The 14320-nt window shown below is 69.6% G+C and carries 17 protein-coding genes and 1 pseudogene; 7 read left to right on the top strand and 11 right to left on the bottom strand.

Features of this window, described 5'->3' with window-relative positions; translation table 11 throughout:
- Nucleotides 1–65 precede the first annotated feature (65 nt).
- On the top strand, nucleotides 66–383 hold the full coding sequence (locus K8940_RS03045) for a hypothetical protein (RefSeq protein ID WP_223393070.1): 318 nt from the start codon (nucleotides 66–68) through the stop codon (nucleotides 381–383).
- On the opposite strand, the gene K8940_RS03040 is transcribed toward K8940_RS03045, so the two are convergent.
- A complete protein-coding gene (locus tag K8940_RS03040; protein ID WP_223393069.1) occupies nucleotides 380–2233 on the bottom strand; it encodes an ABC transporter transmembrane domain-containing protein in 1854 nt (617 codons plus the stop codon). The genes K8940_RS03045 and K8940_RS03040 overlap by 4 nt on opposite strands.
- 123 nt (nucleotides 2234–2356) lie before the next feature.
- Between K8940_RS03040 and rpmE the strand changes: the two genes are divergently transcribed.
- Entirely contained in the window at nucleotides 2357–2584 is a 228-nt protein-coding gene (gene rpmE / locus K8940_RS03035; protein ID WP_223393068.1) for a 50S ribosomal protein L31, read from the top strand.
- Nucleotides 2585–2664: 80 nt separating this feature from the next.
- On the opposite strand, the gene K8940_RS03030 is transcribed toward rpmE, so the two are convergent.
- The gene (locus tag K8940_RS03030; protein WP_223393067.1) at nucleotides 2665–3099 is read right to left on the bottom strand and encodes a hypothetical protein; all 435 of its coding nucleotides are present in this window, start codon (nucleotides 3097–3099) and stop codon (nucleotides 2665–2667) included.
- A gap of 60 nt (nucleotides 3100–3159) precedes the next feature.
- Nucleotides 3160–3651 (bottom strand): YcgN family cysteine cluster protein, encoded by a 492-nt coding sequence (locus K8940_RS03025; RefSeq protein WP_223393066.1) that lies wholly within the window; start codon nucleotides 3649–3651, stop codon nucleotides 3160–3162.
- Nucleotides 3652–3706: 55 nt separating this feature from the next.
- Here K8940_RS03025 and K8940_RS03020 point away from each other — a divergent pair, with 55 nt between their 5' ends.
- A complete protein-coding gene (locus K8940_RS03020) occupies nucleotides 3707–5779 on the top strand; it encodes a transglycosylase domain-containing protein (RefSeq protein WP_411675578.1) in 2073 nt (690 codons plus the stop codon).
- Here K8940_RS03020 and K8940_RS03015 read toward each other — a convergent pair.
- On the bottom strand, nucleotides 5776–6483 hold the full coding sequence (locus tag K8940_RS03015) for an aspartate/glutamate racemase family protein (protein WP_223393065.1): 708 nt from the start codon (nucleotides 6481–6483) through the stop codon (nucleotides 5776–5778). The genes K8940_RS03020 and K8940_RS03015 overlap by 4 nt on opposite strands.
- 174 nt (nucleotides 6484–6657) lie before the next feature.
- Here K8940_RS03015 and K8940_RS03010 point away from each other — a divergent pair, with 174 nt between their 5' ends.
- Nucleotides 6658–7656 carry an acyltransferase family protein gene (locus tag K8940_RS03010; RefSeq protein ID WP_223393064.1) on the top strand — a complete coding sequence of 333 codons (999 nt, stop codon included), beginning with the start codon at nucleotides 6658–6660 and terminating at the stop codon, nucleotides 7654–7656.
- On the opposite strand, the gene K8940_RS03005 is transcribed toward K8940_RS03010, so the two are convergent.
- Together K8940_RS03005 and purE are read right to left on the bottom strand one after the other, a co-directional pair.
- A complete protein-coding gene (locus tag K8940_RS03005) occupies nucleotides 7628–8713 on the bottom strand; it encodes a 5-(carboxyamino)imidazole ribonucleotide synthase (RefSeq protein WP_223393063.1) in 1086 nt (361 codons plus the stop codon). The genes K8940_RS03010 and K8940_RS03005 overlap by 29 nt on opposite strands.
- 5 nt (nucleotides 8714–8718) lie before the next feature.
- A complete protein-coding gene (purE, locus tag K8940_RS03000; protein ID WP_223393062.1) occupies nucleotides 8719–9210 on the bottom strand; it encodes a 5-(carboxyamino)imidazole ribonucleotide mutase in 492 nt (163 codons plus the stop codon).
- A 204-nt stretch (nucleotides 9211–9414) separates the two neighbouring features.
- Here purE and K8940_RS02995 point away from each other — a divergent pair, with 204 nt between their 5' ends.
- Together K8940_RS02995 and K8940_RS02990 are read left to right on the top strand one after the other, a co-directional pair.
- A complete protein-coding gene (locus K8940_RS02995; protein WP_223393061.1) occupies nucleotides 9415–10134 on the top strand; it encodes a GGDEF domain-containing protein in 720 nt (239 codons plus the stop codon).
- Between the two features lie 144 nt (nucleotides 10135–10278).
- Nucleotides 10279–10641 carry a response regulator gene (locus tag K8940_RS02990; RefSeq protein ID WP_223393060.1) on the top strand — a complete coding sequence of 121 codons (363 nt, stop codon included), beginning with the start codon at nucleotides 10279–10281 and terminating at the stop codon, nucleotides 10639–10641.
- A 12-nt stretch (nucleotides 10642–10653) separates the two neighbouring features.
- Here the strand turns inward: K8940_RS02990 and K8940_RS02985 are convergent, their stop codons facing one another.
- The 3 genes and pseudogenes from K8940_RS02985 to K8940_RS02975 all read right to left on the bottom strand — a co-directional run bounded on the left by K8940_RS02985 (nucleotide 10654) and on the right by K8940_RS02975 (nucleotide 12050).
- A complete protein-coding gene (locus tag K8940_RS02985; protein ID WP_223393059.1) occupies nucleotides 10654–10881 on the bottom strand; it encodes a YdcH family protein in 228 nt (75 codons plus the stop codon).
- A 60-nt stretch (nucleotides 10882–10941) separates the two neighbouring features.
- Nucleotides 10942–11470: pseudogene (locus K8940_RS02980) on the bottom strand (TIGR02444 family protein); the annotation flags it as partial.
- Nucleotides 11421–12050, bottom strand: a complete 630-nt coding sequence (locus tag K8940_RS02975; RefSeq protein WP_223393058.1) for a UbiX family flavin prenyltransferase — start codon at nucleotides 12048–12050, stop codon at nucleotides 11421–11423. The gene K8940_RS02975 and the pseudogene K8940_RS02980, both read right to left, overlap by 50 nt.
- 129 nt (nucleotides 12051–12179) lie before the next feature.
- Here K8940_RS02975 and K8940_RS02970 point away from each other — a divergent pair, with 129 nt between their 5' ends.
- Nucleotides 12180–12353 (top strand): YdcH family protein, encoded by a 174-nt coding sequence (locus K8940_RS02970; protein ID WP_223393057.1) that lies wholly within the window; start codon nucleotides 12180–12182, stop codon nucleotides 12351–12353.
- Nucleotides 12354–12435: 82 nt separating this feature from the next.
- On the opposite strand, the gene K8940_RS02965 is transcribed toward K8940_RS02970, so the two are convergent.
- Nucleotides 12436–13146 carry a DUF1013 domain-containing protein gene (locus K8940_RS02965; protein WP_223393056.1) on the bottom strand — a complete coding sequence of 237 codons (711 nt, stop codon included), beginning with the start codon at nucleotides 13144–13146 and terminating at the stop codon, nucleotides 12436–12438.
- A 150-nt stretch (nucleotides 13147–13296) separates the two neighbouring features.
- On the bottom strand, nucleotides 13297–14283 hold the full coding sequence (locus K8940_RS02960) for an NAD(P)H-quinone oxidoreductase (RefSeq protein WP_223393055.1): 987 nt from the start codon (nucleotides 14281–14283) through the stop codon (nucleotides 13297–13299).
- Nucleotides 14284–14320 lie beyond the last annotated feature (37 nt).

The following is a 14320-nucleotide window of genomic DNA, read 5'->3' as shown; positions in this document are numbered from 1 at the left end:
CGTTTTTGGCCGGCGGTCCTGGCGCCGCCGGTCGCATGCTGGAGGCTCCCATCGGAGGACTTCCCATGCCCAGCGCGTTTCAAGTCTCCCTCGCCCCGCGTCAACTGAGCCAGACCATCAATCCGTGGAGCTGGACCTTCGGCGACATCAGCCTGTTCACCGTCAACCTCGGCCAGTCCGCCGCGCCCGACGTCGAGAGCCGGGTGCTGGCGGAGGTCGGCAGCTACGGCCGCCAGATCGGACGCATCGGCGACGCGCTGGAGGTCCTGCTGGACTGGGCGCAGACCCAGCCGGGAGGTCCGTCGAAGGACGATCCGGCTATCAAGGCCCTGCGCCTGCAGCTGGAACACGTCGACGTCATCAAGCGCGAGCAGGGCGCCTAAGCCGCCTCGCCCCCGAATTGCAGGCTGGCCAGGCGGGCGTAGAGGCCGCCCTTGGCGAAGAGCTCGGCGTGGGTGCCCTGCTCGACCACGCGGCCCTCGTCCATGACCACGATGCGGTCGGCCTTGAGCACGGTGGCCAGGCGGTGGGCGATGACCAGGGTGGTGCGGCCTTCCATGGCGGCGGTCAGGGCCTGCTGGACCAGACGCTCGCTCTCGGCGTCCAGGGCGCTGGTGGCCTCGTCCAGCAGCAGGATCGGGGCCTCGCGGACCAGGGCGCGGGCGATGGCCAGACGCTGGCGCTGACCGCCCGACAGGGTCTTGGCGCGCTCGCCGACCGGGGTGTCGAAGCCCTGCGGCAGGGCCGAGAGGAAGCCCGCGGCCTGGGCGGCTTCGGCGGCGGCGCGGATCTCGGCCTCGCTGGCGTCCTCGCGGCCGAAGCGGATGTTGTCCAGGGCCGAGCCGGAGAACAGCGGCGAGTCCTGGGCCACCAGGGCCATGCGGGCGCGCACCTCTTCCGGCGCGGCGTCGCGCAGATCGACGCCGTCCAGCCGAACAGCGCCGGCCTGCGGGTCATAGAACCGCAGGAGAAGCCGCAGCACCGTGCTCTTGCCCGCCCCCGAGGGGCCGACCAGGGCCACGGTCTCGCCGGGCTTCACGGCCAGGTCGAAGCCGTTCAGAGCGGGCAGGTCCGGGCGTCCGGGATAGGCGAAGACGACATTCTCGAACGCGATCGCGCCCCTGGCCGGGACCGGCAAGGCCTTCGGCGCCGGCGGGGCGGCGATGTCGGGCCTGGCGTTCAGCAGTTCGGAGATGCGGTCCATGGCGCCGGAGGCCTTCTGGACGTCGCCCCAGACCTCGCCCAGGGCCCCGATCGAGCCGGCCGCCATCACCGCCAGCATGGCGAACTGGGCCAGGGTGCCGCCGGTCATCTCGCCCGACAGCACCAGGCGCGCGCCGGTCCACAGCAGCAGGGTGATGCCGCCGAAGGCCAGGACGATGACCATGGCGGTCATGCTGGCCCGCGTGGTGATCCGGCGGACCGAGGCCTTGTAGGCCGCCTCCACCGCCCCGCCGAAGCGGGCCGACGAGGCCTGTTCGCGACCGAACGCCTGCACGGTCTCCAGGGCGTCCAGGCTCTCGCCAGCGTAGCCGACCGCGTCGGCGAACCGGTCCTGGGCCGTGACGGTCAGCTTGCGCACGCGGCGGCCGACCAGGAACATCGGGGCCAGGATCACCGGCACCATCAGCACGATGAAGCCCGCCAGCTTGGGCGAGACCACCGCCATGTAGCCCAGGCCGCCGACCAGGCTGAGGATGTTGCGCAGGGCGATCGAGGCCGAGGCGCCGACCAGCTGCTCGATCAGGCTGACGTCGGTGGTCAGGCGCGACAGCACCTCGCCGGTGCGGGTCTTGAGGAAATACTGCTGGTCCAGGCCCAGGGTGTGGCCATAGAGCGCGCGCCGCACGTCGGCCACGACCCGCTCGCCCAGGCGGGTGATGAAGAAGAATCGGAGGGCCGTGGCGATCGCCAGCACCATGGCCACAGCGCCCAGCGCGACAAACGAGCTATTGATCTCGGCTTCCGCCCCTCGGGCGAATCCGTGGTCGATCACTTCCTTGAAGGCCGCCGTCAGGCCCAAGGTGGCGCCCGTCGAGAACAGCAGAAAGAAGACCGCCGCGAAGCCGTCGCCCTTGTGGGCGGCGACGAAGGGCAGCAGATGCGCCAGCGGGCGGATGTCCTTGCGGCGCGGTCGCCGGGCCTTGGCCTCGGCCATGCCCTGGACCAATTCGGCTCCCGCGCCGGGGCGGCCATCGGCCTTTTGCTCGCCGGCGTTCACGTCGGTCATCAACAGTCCCTTGCCAAAATCGCGCGGGTTCTTTATAGCCGCGCGTCTTCGAGGGCCACCCCGCGCGTGCGCGGATGGCGCTTACCCAATTCACTCTCGCCGGCTTAGTCGGTCTGGATCGCCGCCATGAAACAAGACATTCACCCCGACTATCACTTCATCAACGTCACCCTGACGGATGGCTCGAGCTATCAAACCCGCTCGACCTACGGCAAGGAAGGCGCGACCCTGGCGCTGGACATCGATCCGCGCACCCATCCGGCGTGGACGGGCGGCAACGCCCAGCTGATGGACCGTGGCGGCCGCGTCTCGCGCTTCAACGCCAAGTTCGCCGGCTTCACCGGCAAGAAGTAAGAAGCTTTCCGCTTCTCGCCGTAAGGGCGACGGAAAGCCGGCTCCGCGCATCGCGGGCCGGCTTTTTCTGTATCTGGACATCAGGCGAAAGCCGGGCCCCCAAGAAACGCGCCCGCGGAGTCGGGATCGTCGGACGGCTTGGCGGCCGGACGCCGAGCCCGCCGGGCGCGGGATGCTCGAGGTCTGCCGCGCAACATGACCGGCAAGGTCCGCCCCGCCCGCCCCTTGAACGCCCGCCAGCCGGGCAACAGCCGCGTGAAGATCAGCACGCTCGCGAAGAGTTCGATCCACGCCACGATGTCGGCGGCCAGAACCCACGCCAGGTCCATCAGCACCAGCTCGGACGCGCCGATCGCCATGACCAGGACGATGGCGGTGATCAGCATCTGGCGACCGGTCATCGCGCTCAGCTTGCGCGCCGGCGCCTCGACCAGCACTCGCCAGAGCCATCCGCCCGGATTTCGTGAGACGAGAACGGCGAGCAGCCCGATCAGGGCGGCGATCAGCAGCGACATGCGTTGCTCCGGGGAAGCTCTACCGGAGATGGGGAGAACAACGTTCGGCGCAAGGCGCCGTCAGTCTTCCGCGTCCGGCTCGTAGGGATCGTCCCCGCGATCGCGCATCAGGTCGGTCGCCGTGAAGTCCAGGGCGTCCTCGGCGTCGTCGAAGCTGAGCTCCGACACCGTCTGGTCGCGCACCGAGACGCCGGCCTTGTGGGTGCTCTCCGGGTCGCCGGTGATCAACGGATGCCACAAGGGCAGGTCCTTGCCCTCGTACAGCCGGCGATAGGCGCAGGAGGGCGGCATCCACTCCAGCTCCTCGATGTTGTACGGCGTCAGCTTGATGCAGTCCGGCACCGTCTTCTTGCGGTTCGGATAGTCCTTGCAGCGGCAGAGATGCTCGTCGAACAGTTGGCAGTGCACCCGCGTCGGGATGATCTCACCGGTGTCCTCGTCCTCGAAGCGGACCAGGCAGCAGAGACCACAGCCGTCGCACAGGCTCTCCCATTCGGGGACGGTCATCTCGGAGAGCGTCTTGGTCTCCCAGAAAGGTTTGCGCAGCGTCATGGCGCCGTCCTAAACCCGATTTAGTTGGCGACCAAATGGAGCCTGACTCGAGATCGTGACCGACTGGACGCCAGCCCCCGAAGACAAGCCGCCGCTCGAGGCCCCAGAGGGGCCCGAGACGCCGTTCCGCGCCGACCTGAAGCAGGCCGCCGCCCGCAAGCGTTCGCGCGTCTGGGCGTGGATCCTGGGCGTGCTGGCGGCCACGCTGCTGCTGGGCCTGATCACGGCCGGCGCGGGGGCGTACTACGTCTGGAACACCTATCTGAAGGATACGCCGCAGCTGCCCTCGCGCCAGGCGCTGTTCGCGGTCAACCGCGCGCCCGGCATCCGATTCGAGGACCGCTACGGCCAGGTGATCGCCTCCCGCGGTCCGCGCTATGGCCGGCGCATCACCGTCGGCGAGCTGCCGCCCCATGTGCCCCGCGCCTTCCTGGCCGCCGAGGACCGGCGCTTCTACCAGCACGGGCCGATCGACGTCCCGGGCATCGCCCGGGCCGCCTGGGTCAACTGGCGCGCCGGACGCACTGTGCAGGGCGCCTCGACCCTGACCCAGCAACTGGCCAAGGGCCTGTTCCTAACCCCGGACCGGGTCGTGAAGCGCAAGCTGCAGGAGATGCTGCTGGCCTGGCGGCTGGAGCAGGTCCTCTCCAAGGACGAGATTCTCGAGCTCTATCTGAACCGCATCTATTTCGGGGCCGGCACCTATGGGATCGACGGCGCGGCCCAGACCTATTTCGACAAGCCCGCCAGCCAGCTGACGCTGTCGGAGGCGGCGCTGCTGGCCAGCCTGCCCAAGGCCCCCTCGCGCCTGGCCCTGAACAAGGACATGCAGCGCGCCCTGGCCCGCTCCCGCCTGATCCTGGCCAACATGCGCAAGGAAGGCTGGATCACCGCCCAGCAGGAGCGGCTCGCCCTGGAAGACACCCCGCAGCTCTCCGGCCTCGCCCTGCAGGACGAGGGCGACTACGGCTGGGTGCTGGACTACGCCACCGCCGAGGCGGTCAAGGTCGCCGGCCAGAACGCCCCCGACCTGGTGGTGCGCCTGACCATCGACCCGGTCCTGCAGCGCGAGGGCGCCGAGGCCGTGCGCCAGACCATGACCACCGAGGCCCAGCGGTCGGGCGCCAGCCAGGCGGCCCTGCTGTCGCTGGGGACCGACGGGGCGATCCGCGCCATGGTCGGCGGTACGGGCTATGGCGAAAGCCCGTTCAACCGCGCCGTCCAGGCCCGCCGCCAGCCGGGCTCGAGCTTCAAGCCGTTCATCTACGCCGCCGCCGTCGAGCGGGGCGTGCTGCCGACCGACATCCGCGTCGACGAACCGATCAAGATCGGCGACTGGGCGCCCGAGAACTACGGCGGCGGTTACGCCGGACCCATGACCGTCGAGCAGGCCCTGATCACCTCGACCAACACCGTGGCCGTCAAGCTGGGCCAGGAGGTCGGCGGGGCGGCGATCGGTGACCTGGTGCGCCGCTTCGGGATCACCACCCTGCCGCCCGCCCCCGACCTGTCGGTGGCCCTGGGCTCGTACGAGGTGACCCTGCTGCAGCTGACCTCGGGCTTCCAGGTCTTCCAGCAGGGTGGCGTGCGGGTGGAGCCCTATCTGATCGAGTCGATCTCGACCCAGGGCGGCCACCCGCTCTACGCCCACCAGCCGCCGGTCGGCGAGCGCCGGGTCTACGACATCGGCAACGCCAGCATCATGGTGCGGATGATGCAGAAGGTGATCACCGACGGCACGGGCAAGCGCGCCGCCTTCGATCGCCCCGCGGCGGGCAAGACCGGCACCAGCCAGAACTGGCGCGACGCCTGGTTCGTCGGCTTCACGCCCGACTATGTGACCGGCGTCTGGGTCGGCAATGACGACGAGAAGCCGATGAACCGGATTGTCGGCGGCGACATCCCGGCCACCCTGTGGCGGCGCTTCATGGTCACGGCCCACCAGACCCTGGCGATCCGCGACTTCGACTGGCTGCTGCCCGACCCCGTGGTCGAGACCCAGCCTGACCCGCGCAACGGCTATTACGAGACCCTGGCCGCCGAGTTCGCCCGCGCCGCGGCCGAACTGGAGGACGCCGGAGCCCCGCCGCCGGAGCCCGAGCCCGGCCCGCCGACGACGCCCGACTAGGCCTGGGCCAGCGCCCGGTCCACCGCCGCCAGGGCGTGCAGGGTCGTGGTGTCGAACACCGGGACGGGGCTGTCCTCCTGCGAGATCAGCAGCATGATCTCGGTGCAGCCCAGGATGACCGCCTGGGCCCCGCGCTCCACCAGTCTCTGGATCACCGCCTTGTAGACCTCGCGCGAGGCGTCCAGGACGCGGCCGGCGACCAGCTCCTCGTAGATGATCCGGTGCACGGCGGCGCGGTCCTCGGCCTCGGGCGTCAGCACGGTCAGGCCGTGCCGCTTCTCCAGGCGGCCGCGGTAGAAGTCGTGCTCCATGGTGAAGGCCGTGCCCAGCAGGCCGACGGTCGACAGGCCCGCGGCCGTGATCGCCGCGCCGGTCGGGTCGGCGATGTGCAGCAGCGGAATATGGACCGCCGCCTCGATCTCGTCGGCCTCGCGGTGCATGGTGTTGGTGCAGAGCACGAGGAAGTCGGCCCCGCCGGCTTCCAGCGCCCGGGCCGCGTCGGCCAGGCGGCGCGCCAGCTCGGGCCAGCGCCCGGCGTGCTGCAGGCGCTCGATCTCGGCGAAGTCGAACGACCACATCAGGGTCCGCGCCGAGGCCACGCCGCCCAAGCGATCGCGTACGGCCTCGTTGATCAGCCGATAGTACTGGGCCGAGCTTTCCCAGCTCATGCCGCCGATCAATCCGATGAGCGCCTGTTCGGCCATGGTGTACCGCCTTTCCAGGGCGGCCATAGCATGACCGCTCGCGAGGACGCACGCCCGCCGCTTCACGCGGCTGGCCGCTGAAGGTGAGTAGGGAGGCGACGGGTTCGCCCCTCCCGCCGAGCTTGCTCTCGCGCCCTCGTCGCGATCTAAGCGGGAGCGGGGACCAAGGGGACGATGGGCGGTTTCGATTATCTACGGCTGATCGCGGCGATCCTGGTGGTCGCCCATCACGCGCGCGTCCTGAACGGACAGCCGCCGCTGATGCTGGGGTCGGGCCTGGATCCCGGCGCGCTGGGGGTCGGGATCTTCTTCGTGATCAGCGGGGCCCTGGTGGCCGGCAGCCTGGAGCGCGCGCCGAAGACCTCGACCTTCCTGGCCAAGCGGGCCTTGCGGATCTTTCCCGGCCTGCTGGTCGCCCTGGTCCTGACCGCCTTCGTCCTGGGGCCGCTTGTTACGTCGCTGAGCCCCCGCGCCTATCTGCTGGACCCCGAGCCCTCCGGCTATGTGCTGAGGAACCTGTCGCTGTACGCGGTGACCTATGCGTTGCCCGGGGTCTTCCTGGCCGCGCCCGTGGCCGGGATCGTCAACGGCTCGCTCTGGACGCTGCGCCTGGAGTTCACCGCCTATCTCGCCCTGGCCGTCCTTGGCGCGGCGCGCCAGGTGAACGCCCGGACCCTGGCGGCGTTGGCCGGCCTGGCGGCGATCGTGGCGGCCGCGCTTCACCTGAGCGGCCTGGACGCGCGCGGCGACCTCTTCCGCATCGCCCACCTCGCCGCCCTGAACGGCTTCCTATTCCTGACCGGCGCGGCCCTGCACCTCGGGCGGGTTCGGCCCAGGCTCTGGATGGTGCTGGCCTCGCTGGTCCTGCTGGCCACGCCCGCCTGGTTCCTGGGCCTGCCGCTGGCGGTGCTGCGACTGGGCCAGGTCGACCTGCCCAAGCCGCCGGCCGACCTGTCGTACGGCCTCTACATCTACAGCTTCCCGCTGCAGCAATGGCTGGCCGAGGGGCGCCAGCTGAACCTCGCGACCTCGCTGGCCCTGACCCTGCCGTTCGCGGCCCTGTCCTGGTTCCTGGTCGAGAAGCCGGCCCTGCGCCTCAAGGCCCGCCTGGGTGGAGACGAGGCGCCGGCGATCCGTCCGTTGGCTAGTCCTTCAGGGACCGCAACCGATTGACGTGGCCCATCTTGCGGCCGGGGCGCGCCTGGCCCTTGCCGTAGAGATGGACGCGGGTTTCGGGCTCGGCGGCCAGCTTCTTCCAGGCGTCGACGTCGGCGCCCAGCAGGTTGGTCATCTCGACATGGTGGTGCGGCGCGGTCGGGCCCAGCGGCCAGCCGGCGACGGCGCGGATGTGCTGCTCGAACTGGTCGACCTCGCAGCCGTCCTGGGTCCAGTGGCCAGTGTTGTGGACGCGCGGGGCGAACTCGTTGACCAGCAGCTTGCCGCCGGAGAGCTCGAACAGCTCGACGCCGATGACGCCGACATAGTCCAGGGCGGTCAGGATCTTGGCGGCGATCGACTCGGCCTGGTCGCGGGTCGTCGGCGTGATCTTGGCCGGGGCCACGGTGCGACGCAGGACGCCGCCCTCGTGATGGTTCTCGCTGACCGGATAGCAGGCGATCTCGCCGTCGCGGCCGCGCGCGGCGATCACCGACAGCTCGCGCCCGAAGTCGGCCGGGGCCTCGAGGATCGCGGCCTGGCGGCCGATCTTGTCGAAGGCGGCCTCGGCGTCCTTGGCCTTCTGGATCCAGGCCTGGCCCTTGCCGTCATAGCCCTCGCGGCGGGTCTTCAGCAGCGACGGGGCGCCGATCTTGGCGACGGCGGCAGCCAGGCTGTCGCTGTCGTGGACGGCGGCGAAGGCCACGGTCGGCACGCCGATCTCGGCCAGGAAGCTCTTCTCGACCACGCGATCCTGGGCGGCGGCCAGGGCCTTGGCGCCAGGCGAGACCACCGCGCCCAGGGCGGTCAGCTCCGACACCGTGTCGGCCGGGACGTTCTCAAACTCGTAGGTGACGACGTCGCAGGCCTCGGCCAGGCGCTTCAGGGCCCAGCGGTCGTCATAGGCCGCGACGATCTGGCGGGCGGCGACGCGGCCGGCGGGCGCGTTCTCCTCCGGGTCCTGGATGACGACGTCGAAGCCCAGGCGGGCGGCGGCCAGGGCCAGCATGCGGCCCAGCTGTCCCCCGCCGAGGATGCCGATGGTCGAGCCGGGAACGAGCGGGAACGAAGGCATGTCTGTCAGTCCTCGACGCTCTCGGCGACGCTGTCGGTCTGGGCGGCGCGGAAGGCCGACAGGCGCTGGGCCAGGGCCGAATCCGACAGCGCCAGGATCTGAGCGGCCAGAAGGCCGGCGTTCTTGGCCCCGGCCTCGCCGATCGCCAGGGTCGCCACGGGAATGCCGCCCGGCATCTGGACGATGGAGAGCAGGGAATCCAGGCCGCTGAGGGCCTTGGACTGCACCGGCACGCCCAGCACCGGCAGGTTGGTCATCGAGGCGGCCATGCCCGGCAGGTGGGCCGCGCCGCCGGCCCCGGCGATGATCACCTTGTAGCCCGCCTTCTCGGCGCCCGTGGCGAAGTCGAACAGGCGCTGCGGGGTGCGGTGGGCCGAGACGACCTTGGCCTCGTAGGGCACGCCCAGGCTGTCCAGCGCGTCGGCCGCGCCCTTCATGGTCGGCCAGTCCGAGCGGCTGCCCATGATGATGGCGACAGGCGGGGTGGTGGCGGCCATGGCGTCGTTCCTCTCGGCGCTGGGCGAAGGAAAGCCGCCCCGTATGCGCGCCGTCCCCTCGGCGCAAGCCCAAAACGACACAAGTCGCGTCATAAGCAGGCAAGCGTCGCCATGCTCGTGCGACTTATCGGCGCCCCCAATTGCATCGAACACGGTTCCCGTTAACCATGCTGAAGCTGTGCCATATCGATTCCCCGTAAGGTCATGAAGATTACCGGCGCCCGGACCGAACCCTTCGCCGCCATCCGCAAGCGCGCTCTGGTCCGCGCCGGGGCCCAGGTGGCCACCCGCGAGGTTTCCGCGCCCGACAGCGCCGCCTTCCTCGGCCTCGGCGAGACCGATCTGACCCCGAAGGTGGTCGAGGCCCTCACGACCCTGATGAGCGAGATCGAGGATCTGCGAAACGAGGTCTCGGTCCTGAAGCTGCGCCTGAACGAGGCCCAGGGCCTGGCCGACATGGACGCCCTGACCCCGGTGCTCAACCGCCGGGCGTTCCTGCGCGAGACCAAGCGCGTCTCGGCCTTCGCCCAGCGTTACGGCTCATCCGCCAGCCTGGTGTTCTTCGACCTGGACAACTTCAAGAGCGTCAACGACCGCTTCGGCCACGCCGCCGGCGACGAGGCGCTGAAGGCGGTGGCCAAGCGCCTGCTGGCCAATGTCCGCGAGAGCGACCTGGTGGGCCGCATGGGCGGCGACGAGTTCGCCGTGCTGCTGTCTCAGGCCGACAAGGAGACGGCCATGGCCAAGGCCCACACCCTGGCCGACGCCATCCGCTCCAAGCCGGTCGAGTTCGGCGAGTGGTCGGCGCCCCTGCACGTGTCGTTCGGCGTGCGCGAGATCGAGCCTGGGGCCGATCCCGAGGTCTCGCTGGCCGAGGCCGACGCGGCCATGTTCGTGCGCAAGCGCAAGGCCCTGGCCGGCTGAGCCTTCGAGGCGCCCGGAAAACCGCGAACACGTTCAAAGGCTAAGCTCACAACCGCCGGTCATGCGACCTTATCGCACGGCGACTGGAACCCGTTGGGTGCGGTAACACGTTCATGGTCTGTTAAGCATGACTGGGCGGGTCGCATGCAGCGTATTCTGGTCGCCGAGGACGATCCCGTCCTCTCGATGATCTACGAAATCACCCTGACCGAGGCGGGGTTCGAGGTTCTGTTGTGCCTGGACGGCCAGGAGGCCTTCGAGGCCCTGGAGAGCTTCGCGCCGGACCTGGTGATCACCGACCACTCGATGCCGCGCATGAACGGCGGCGAGCTGGTCAGCGCCGTGCGCAAGGCGCGCCCCGACACCGCCACCCTGATGGCCTCGGCCTGCGACCCGCGCCTCCTGAAGGCCGACCAGCATGCCGACGCGCGCCTGGAAAAGCCCATCACCCCCGGCCGCCTGCTGCAGACGGTCCGCGCGCTGGAAGCCGCCCGCGAGGCGGCCTGACCCTTCCGGATCCTAGGCGATGATGTCCGGGGTCAGCCGGTCTTCCAGCCGGCCGATCTCGTCCTTGAGGGCCAGCTTCTTCTTCTTCAGGCGGGCGATCTGCAGCATGTCGGGCTGGTAGCGCTCTTCCAGGGCCCGGATCGCGTCGTCGAGATCCTTGTGCTCCTCGCGCAGGTCGGCGAGGCGACGTTCGATCGCGATGTCGGTGTCGTCCGACGGATCATCGTCGTTCATGGACATGGTCTCAGGTGGCCCCAATCAGCGTGATAGATAGCAAAGGCTGACGACCGGTAAAGGCGCTCACCCGGCCGGCTTTGCAAGGGCGGCGGCCAGCTTTTCCAACGCGGCGCGGCGCGGTGGATCGCCGGAGGCCTCGGCGGCGGCGACCAGACCGTCCAGAACCGCGATCGGCGCGCCTGGCGGGCCGCTCAAGGCCTCGAGACTTTCCATCAGGACCCGCTCGCCCTTCAGCTCGACGGCCTTCACCGCGTCGCGCAGCGCTTCCTTGGCCGCCTCGTCGACCGGAGGGCGCGGAGGCTTCAAGGCCCGGCGCACGCCGCGCAGGGGCGCGCCGACCTCGGCGTCCCAGACGCGCATCATCCGGGCGGCGTCCTTGAGGTCGGCGGCGCGCCCCTCCCCGGCCATCCAGGCGGCCCACAGCAGGTACGGCACGTTCTGGCCGTGGGCGTCCTGCAGGTGCAGGCAGGCCTCCGCGACAGGTTGTCGCGCATAGACGTCCAAGGCCCAGTCCCAAAGTCCCTTCGAGGGGCGCATGCGCGTTAACCTTCCCCCTTGCCGGCGATCGTTTCGAGGTCCTCGCCCCAGCGCTTCACCGGCGTCCAGGACAGGTCGAACAGGTCCAGCGCCCGGCCGACCGACTGGTCGACCATCTCGGCGATCGAGGCCGGCTTGGCGTAGAAGGCCGGCAGCGGCGGGGCGATGATCGCGCCCATCTCGGCCAGCTTGGTCAGGGTGCGCAGGTGGCCCAGGTGCAGCGGCGTCTCGCGCACCATCAGCACCAAGTTGCGGCGCTCCTTCAGGGTCACGTCGGCGGCCCGGGTCAGCAGCGAGGACGTTACGCCCGTGGCGATCTCGCTCATCGTCCGCACCGAACAGGGCGCGACGATCATGCCCAGGGTGCGGAACGAGCCCGAGGCGATCGCGGCCCCGACATCGGCCGCGCGGTGCACGACGTCGGCCTTGGCGTTGACCTCGGCGATGCTCAGCCCTGCCTCCTGCGTGAGCGTCAGCGCCGCCGATTTCGACACGACCAGGTGGCTCTCGACGCCCAGTTCGCGCAGCGCGTCCAGCGTCCGCAGCCCGTAGACCACGCCCGAAGCGCCCGTGATCCCGACCACCAATCGCGCCGGATCCCTTGGGCGATCAACGGTCTTCGAAGCCTCGGTCATGGTGAATTTTCGTCCGTCATGGGAGCAAGCGGAGCCACGTCAAGCGGGGCCGGTTGCAATCATATGTGATCTGACAGCTTCGCGCAGCGGGTGTTCACTTTCGTCTCCAACAGCAAGGAGCCGACAGCCATGGCCATCGAATCCCGTATCCGCGAGCTTGGGTCCCGTCACGAGACTCTCGACCGCAAGATCCAGGAGGAGACCAGTCGACCGGGTAGCGACGGAACGATGCTTAGGGAGCTTAAGCGGCAGAAGCTTCGGCTGAAGGAGGAGATCGAGGGCCTGAGGGCGCGACTTCACTAGCTGCTATTAGCAGCCGAAAAACGAGAGGCCCCGTTCCGGCAAGGAGCGGGGCCTCTGCTTTTTCAGGCGCTGGAGCCGAGGACTAGTCCTCGTCTTCCTCGTCGACATAGCCAGACGACTTGCCGAACACGTCCTCGGCCTTGATGTCGCCGCGCGGGGCGCGGAAATCTTCTTCTTCCTCGACTTCCGGCTCGAACTGACCGGCTTCCGAAGCAGGGCGCAGGGTCGGATCTTCCGGAACGATGCCCTTCTTCAGGTCGTCCTTGGCCTTCTTCTCGGCGGCCTTCTTGACCAGGGCGTCCAGCTCCAGCTGGCCGACCAGGCCCAGGGTCACCGGATCGATCGGCTTGATGTTGGCGGCGTTCCAGTGCGTGCGGGCGCGGACCTGCTCGATCGTGGCCTTGGTGGTGCCCAGGATCTTCGAGATCTGGGCGTCGGTCACCTCGGGGTGGTGACGCAGGAACCAGGCGATGGCGTCCGGACGGTCCTGGCGGCGCGACACGGGGGTGTAGCGCGGAGCCTTCTTCTGCGGCTTCAGCAGTTCGGCGTGACGGCTGACCTGGGCCTTCATGCGGTAGTCGGGATTGGCCTGGGCGCGGTCCAGCTCCTCGCGGGTCAGCTGGCCATTGCCGATCGGGTCGGCGCCGCGGATGTCGCGCGCCACTTCGCCGTCGGCGATGCCGCGCACTTCCAGCGGGTGCAGACCACAGAAGTCGGCGATCTGCTCGAAGCTCAGCGAGGTGTTGTCCACCAACCAGACGGCGGTCGCCTTGGGCATCAGGATGTCGGACATGCGGTCCTCCAGAAATGACGGCGCCCGGCCTTTCGGCCGGGCGGGATGTTGGTCAACGCTATAATCCGGTTCTCATGAAAAGGGAACGGGGATCAAGCAACGGAGAGCAGTGTCAGAGTCTTGAGTCGCCGGTCTCTATTCTTGTCTCCCTCACACCACCAGCACCACCTTGCCCACATGCTCTCCGGCCTCGAGGTGCGCGTGGGCCTTGGCGGCGTCGGCCAGGGGGAAGGTCGCGTCGACGATCGGCTTCAGCTGGCCGGTCGCCACCCAGGGCCAGGCCACGCGCTCGACCTCGGCGGCCAGGCGGGCCTTCTCGTCGGCCGAGCGGGGACGCAGGGTCGAGCCGGTGATGACGGCGCGCTTCTGCATGATCTTCATCACCGGGACCTCCAGCACCGCGCCGCCCAGGCTGGCGATGTAGACGATGCGGCCGCCGGTCTTGAGGGCGTCGAGGTTCTTCTCGAAATAGCTGGCCCCCACCATGTCGAGCACCACGTCGGCCCCGCCGGCGGCCTTGACCACCTCGGCGAAGTCCTCGGCCTTGGCGTCGATGGCGATGTCGGCGCCCAGCGCCAGCGCCTTGGCCTTCTTGTCGGGACCGCGTCCCGTGGCGATCACCCTGGCGCCCGCCGCCTTGGCCATGGCGATCGCGGTCGTCCCAATTCCGGACGTCCCACCATGAACCAGCAGGGTCTCGCCGGCCTTGAGCGCGCCATGCTCGAACACGTTGGCGAAGACGGTGAAGACGGTCTCGGGCAGGGCCGCGGCGTGGACCAGGTCGAGGCCGCCCGGGATCGGCAGGGCGTGGCGGGCGTCGACCACGGCGTATTCGGCATAGCCCCCGCCGCCCAGCAGGGCGCAGACCTTGTCGCCGGCCTTCCAGCGGCCCGCGGCGCTCTCCCCAAGGGCGACGACCTCACCCGCGACCTCCAGGCCCAGGGTGGTCGGCGCGCCGGGCGGCGGCGGGTAGAACCCCAGGCGCTGCAACAGATCCGGACGGTTCACCCCGGCGGCGGCGACCTTGATCAGGATCTGTCCCGGTCCCGGCGTGGGACGCTCGAGCTGGACCGCCTTCAGGGCCTCGGCCGGGCCTTTTCCGTCTTCGATCGCGATCGCCGTCATCGTCTCGGTCATGGGTCCGGATCCTCGTCAAGCTTGCCTTGAAGCCTAG

It is taken from the genome of Caulobacter segnis (assembly GCF_019931575.1).
Classification (GTDB): domain Bacteria; phylum Pseudomonadota; class Alphaproteobacteria; order Caulobacterales; family Caulobacteraceae; genus Caulobacter; species Caulobacter segnis_C.
This window is presented reverse-complemented; position numbering and strand designations above follow the sequence as displayed.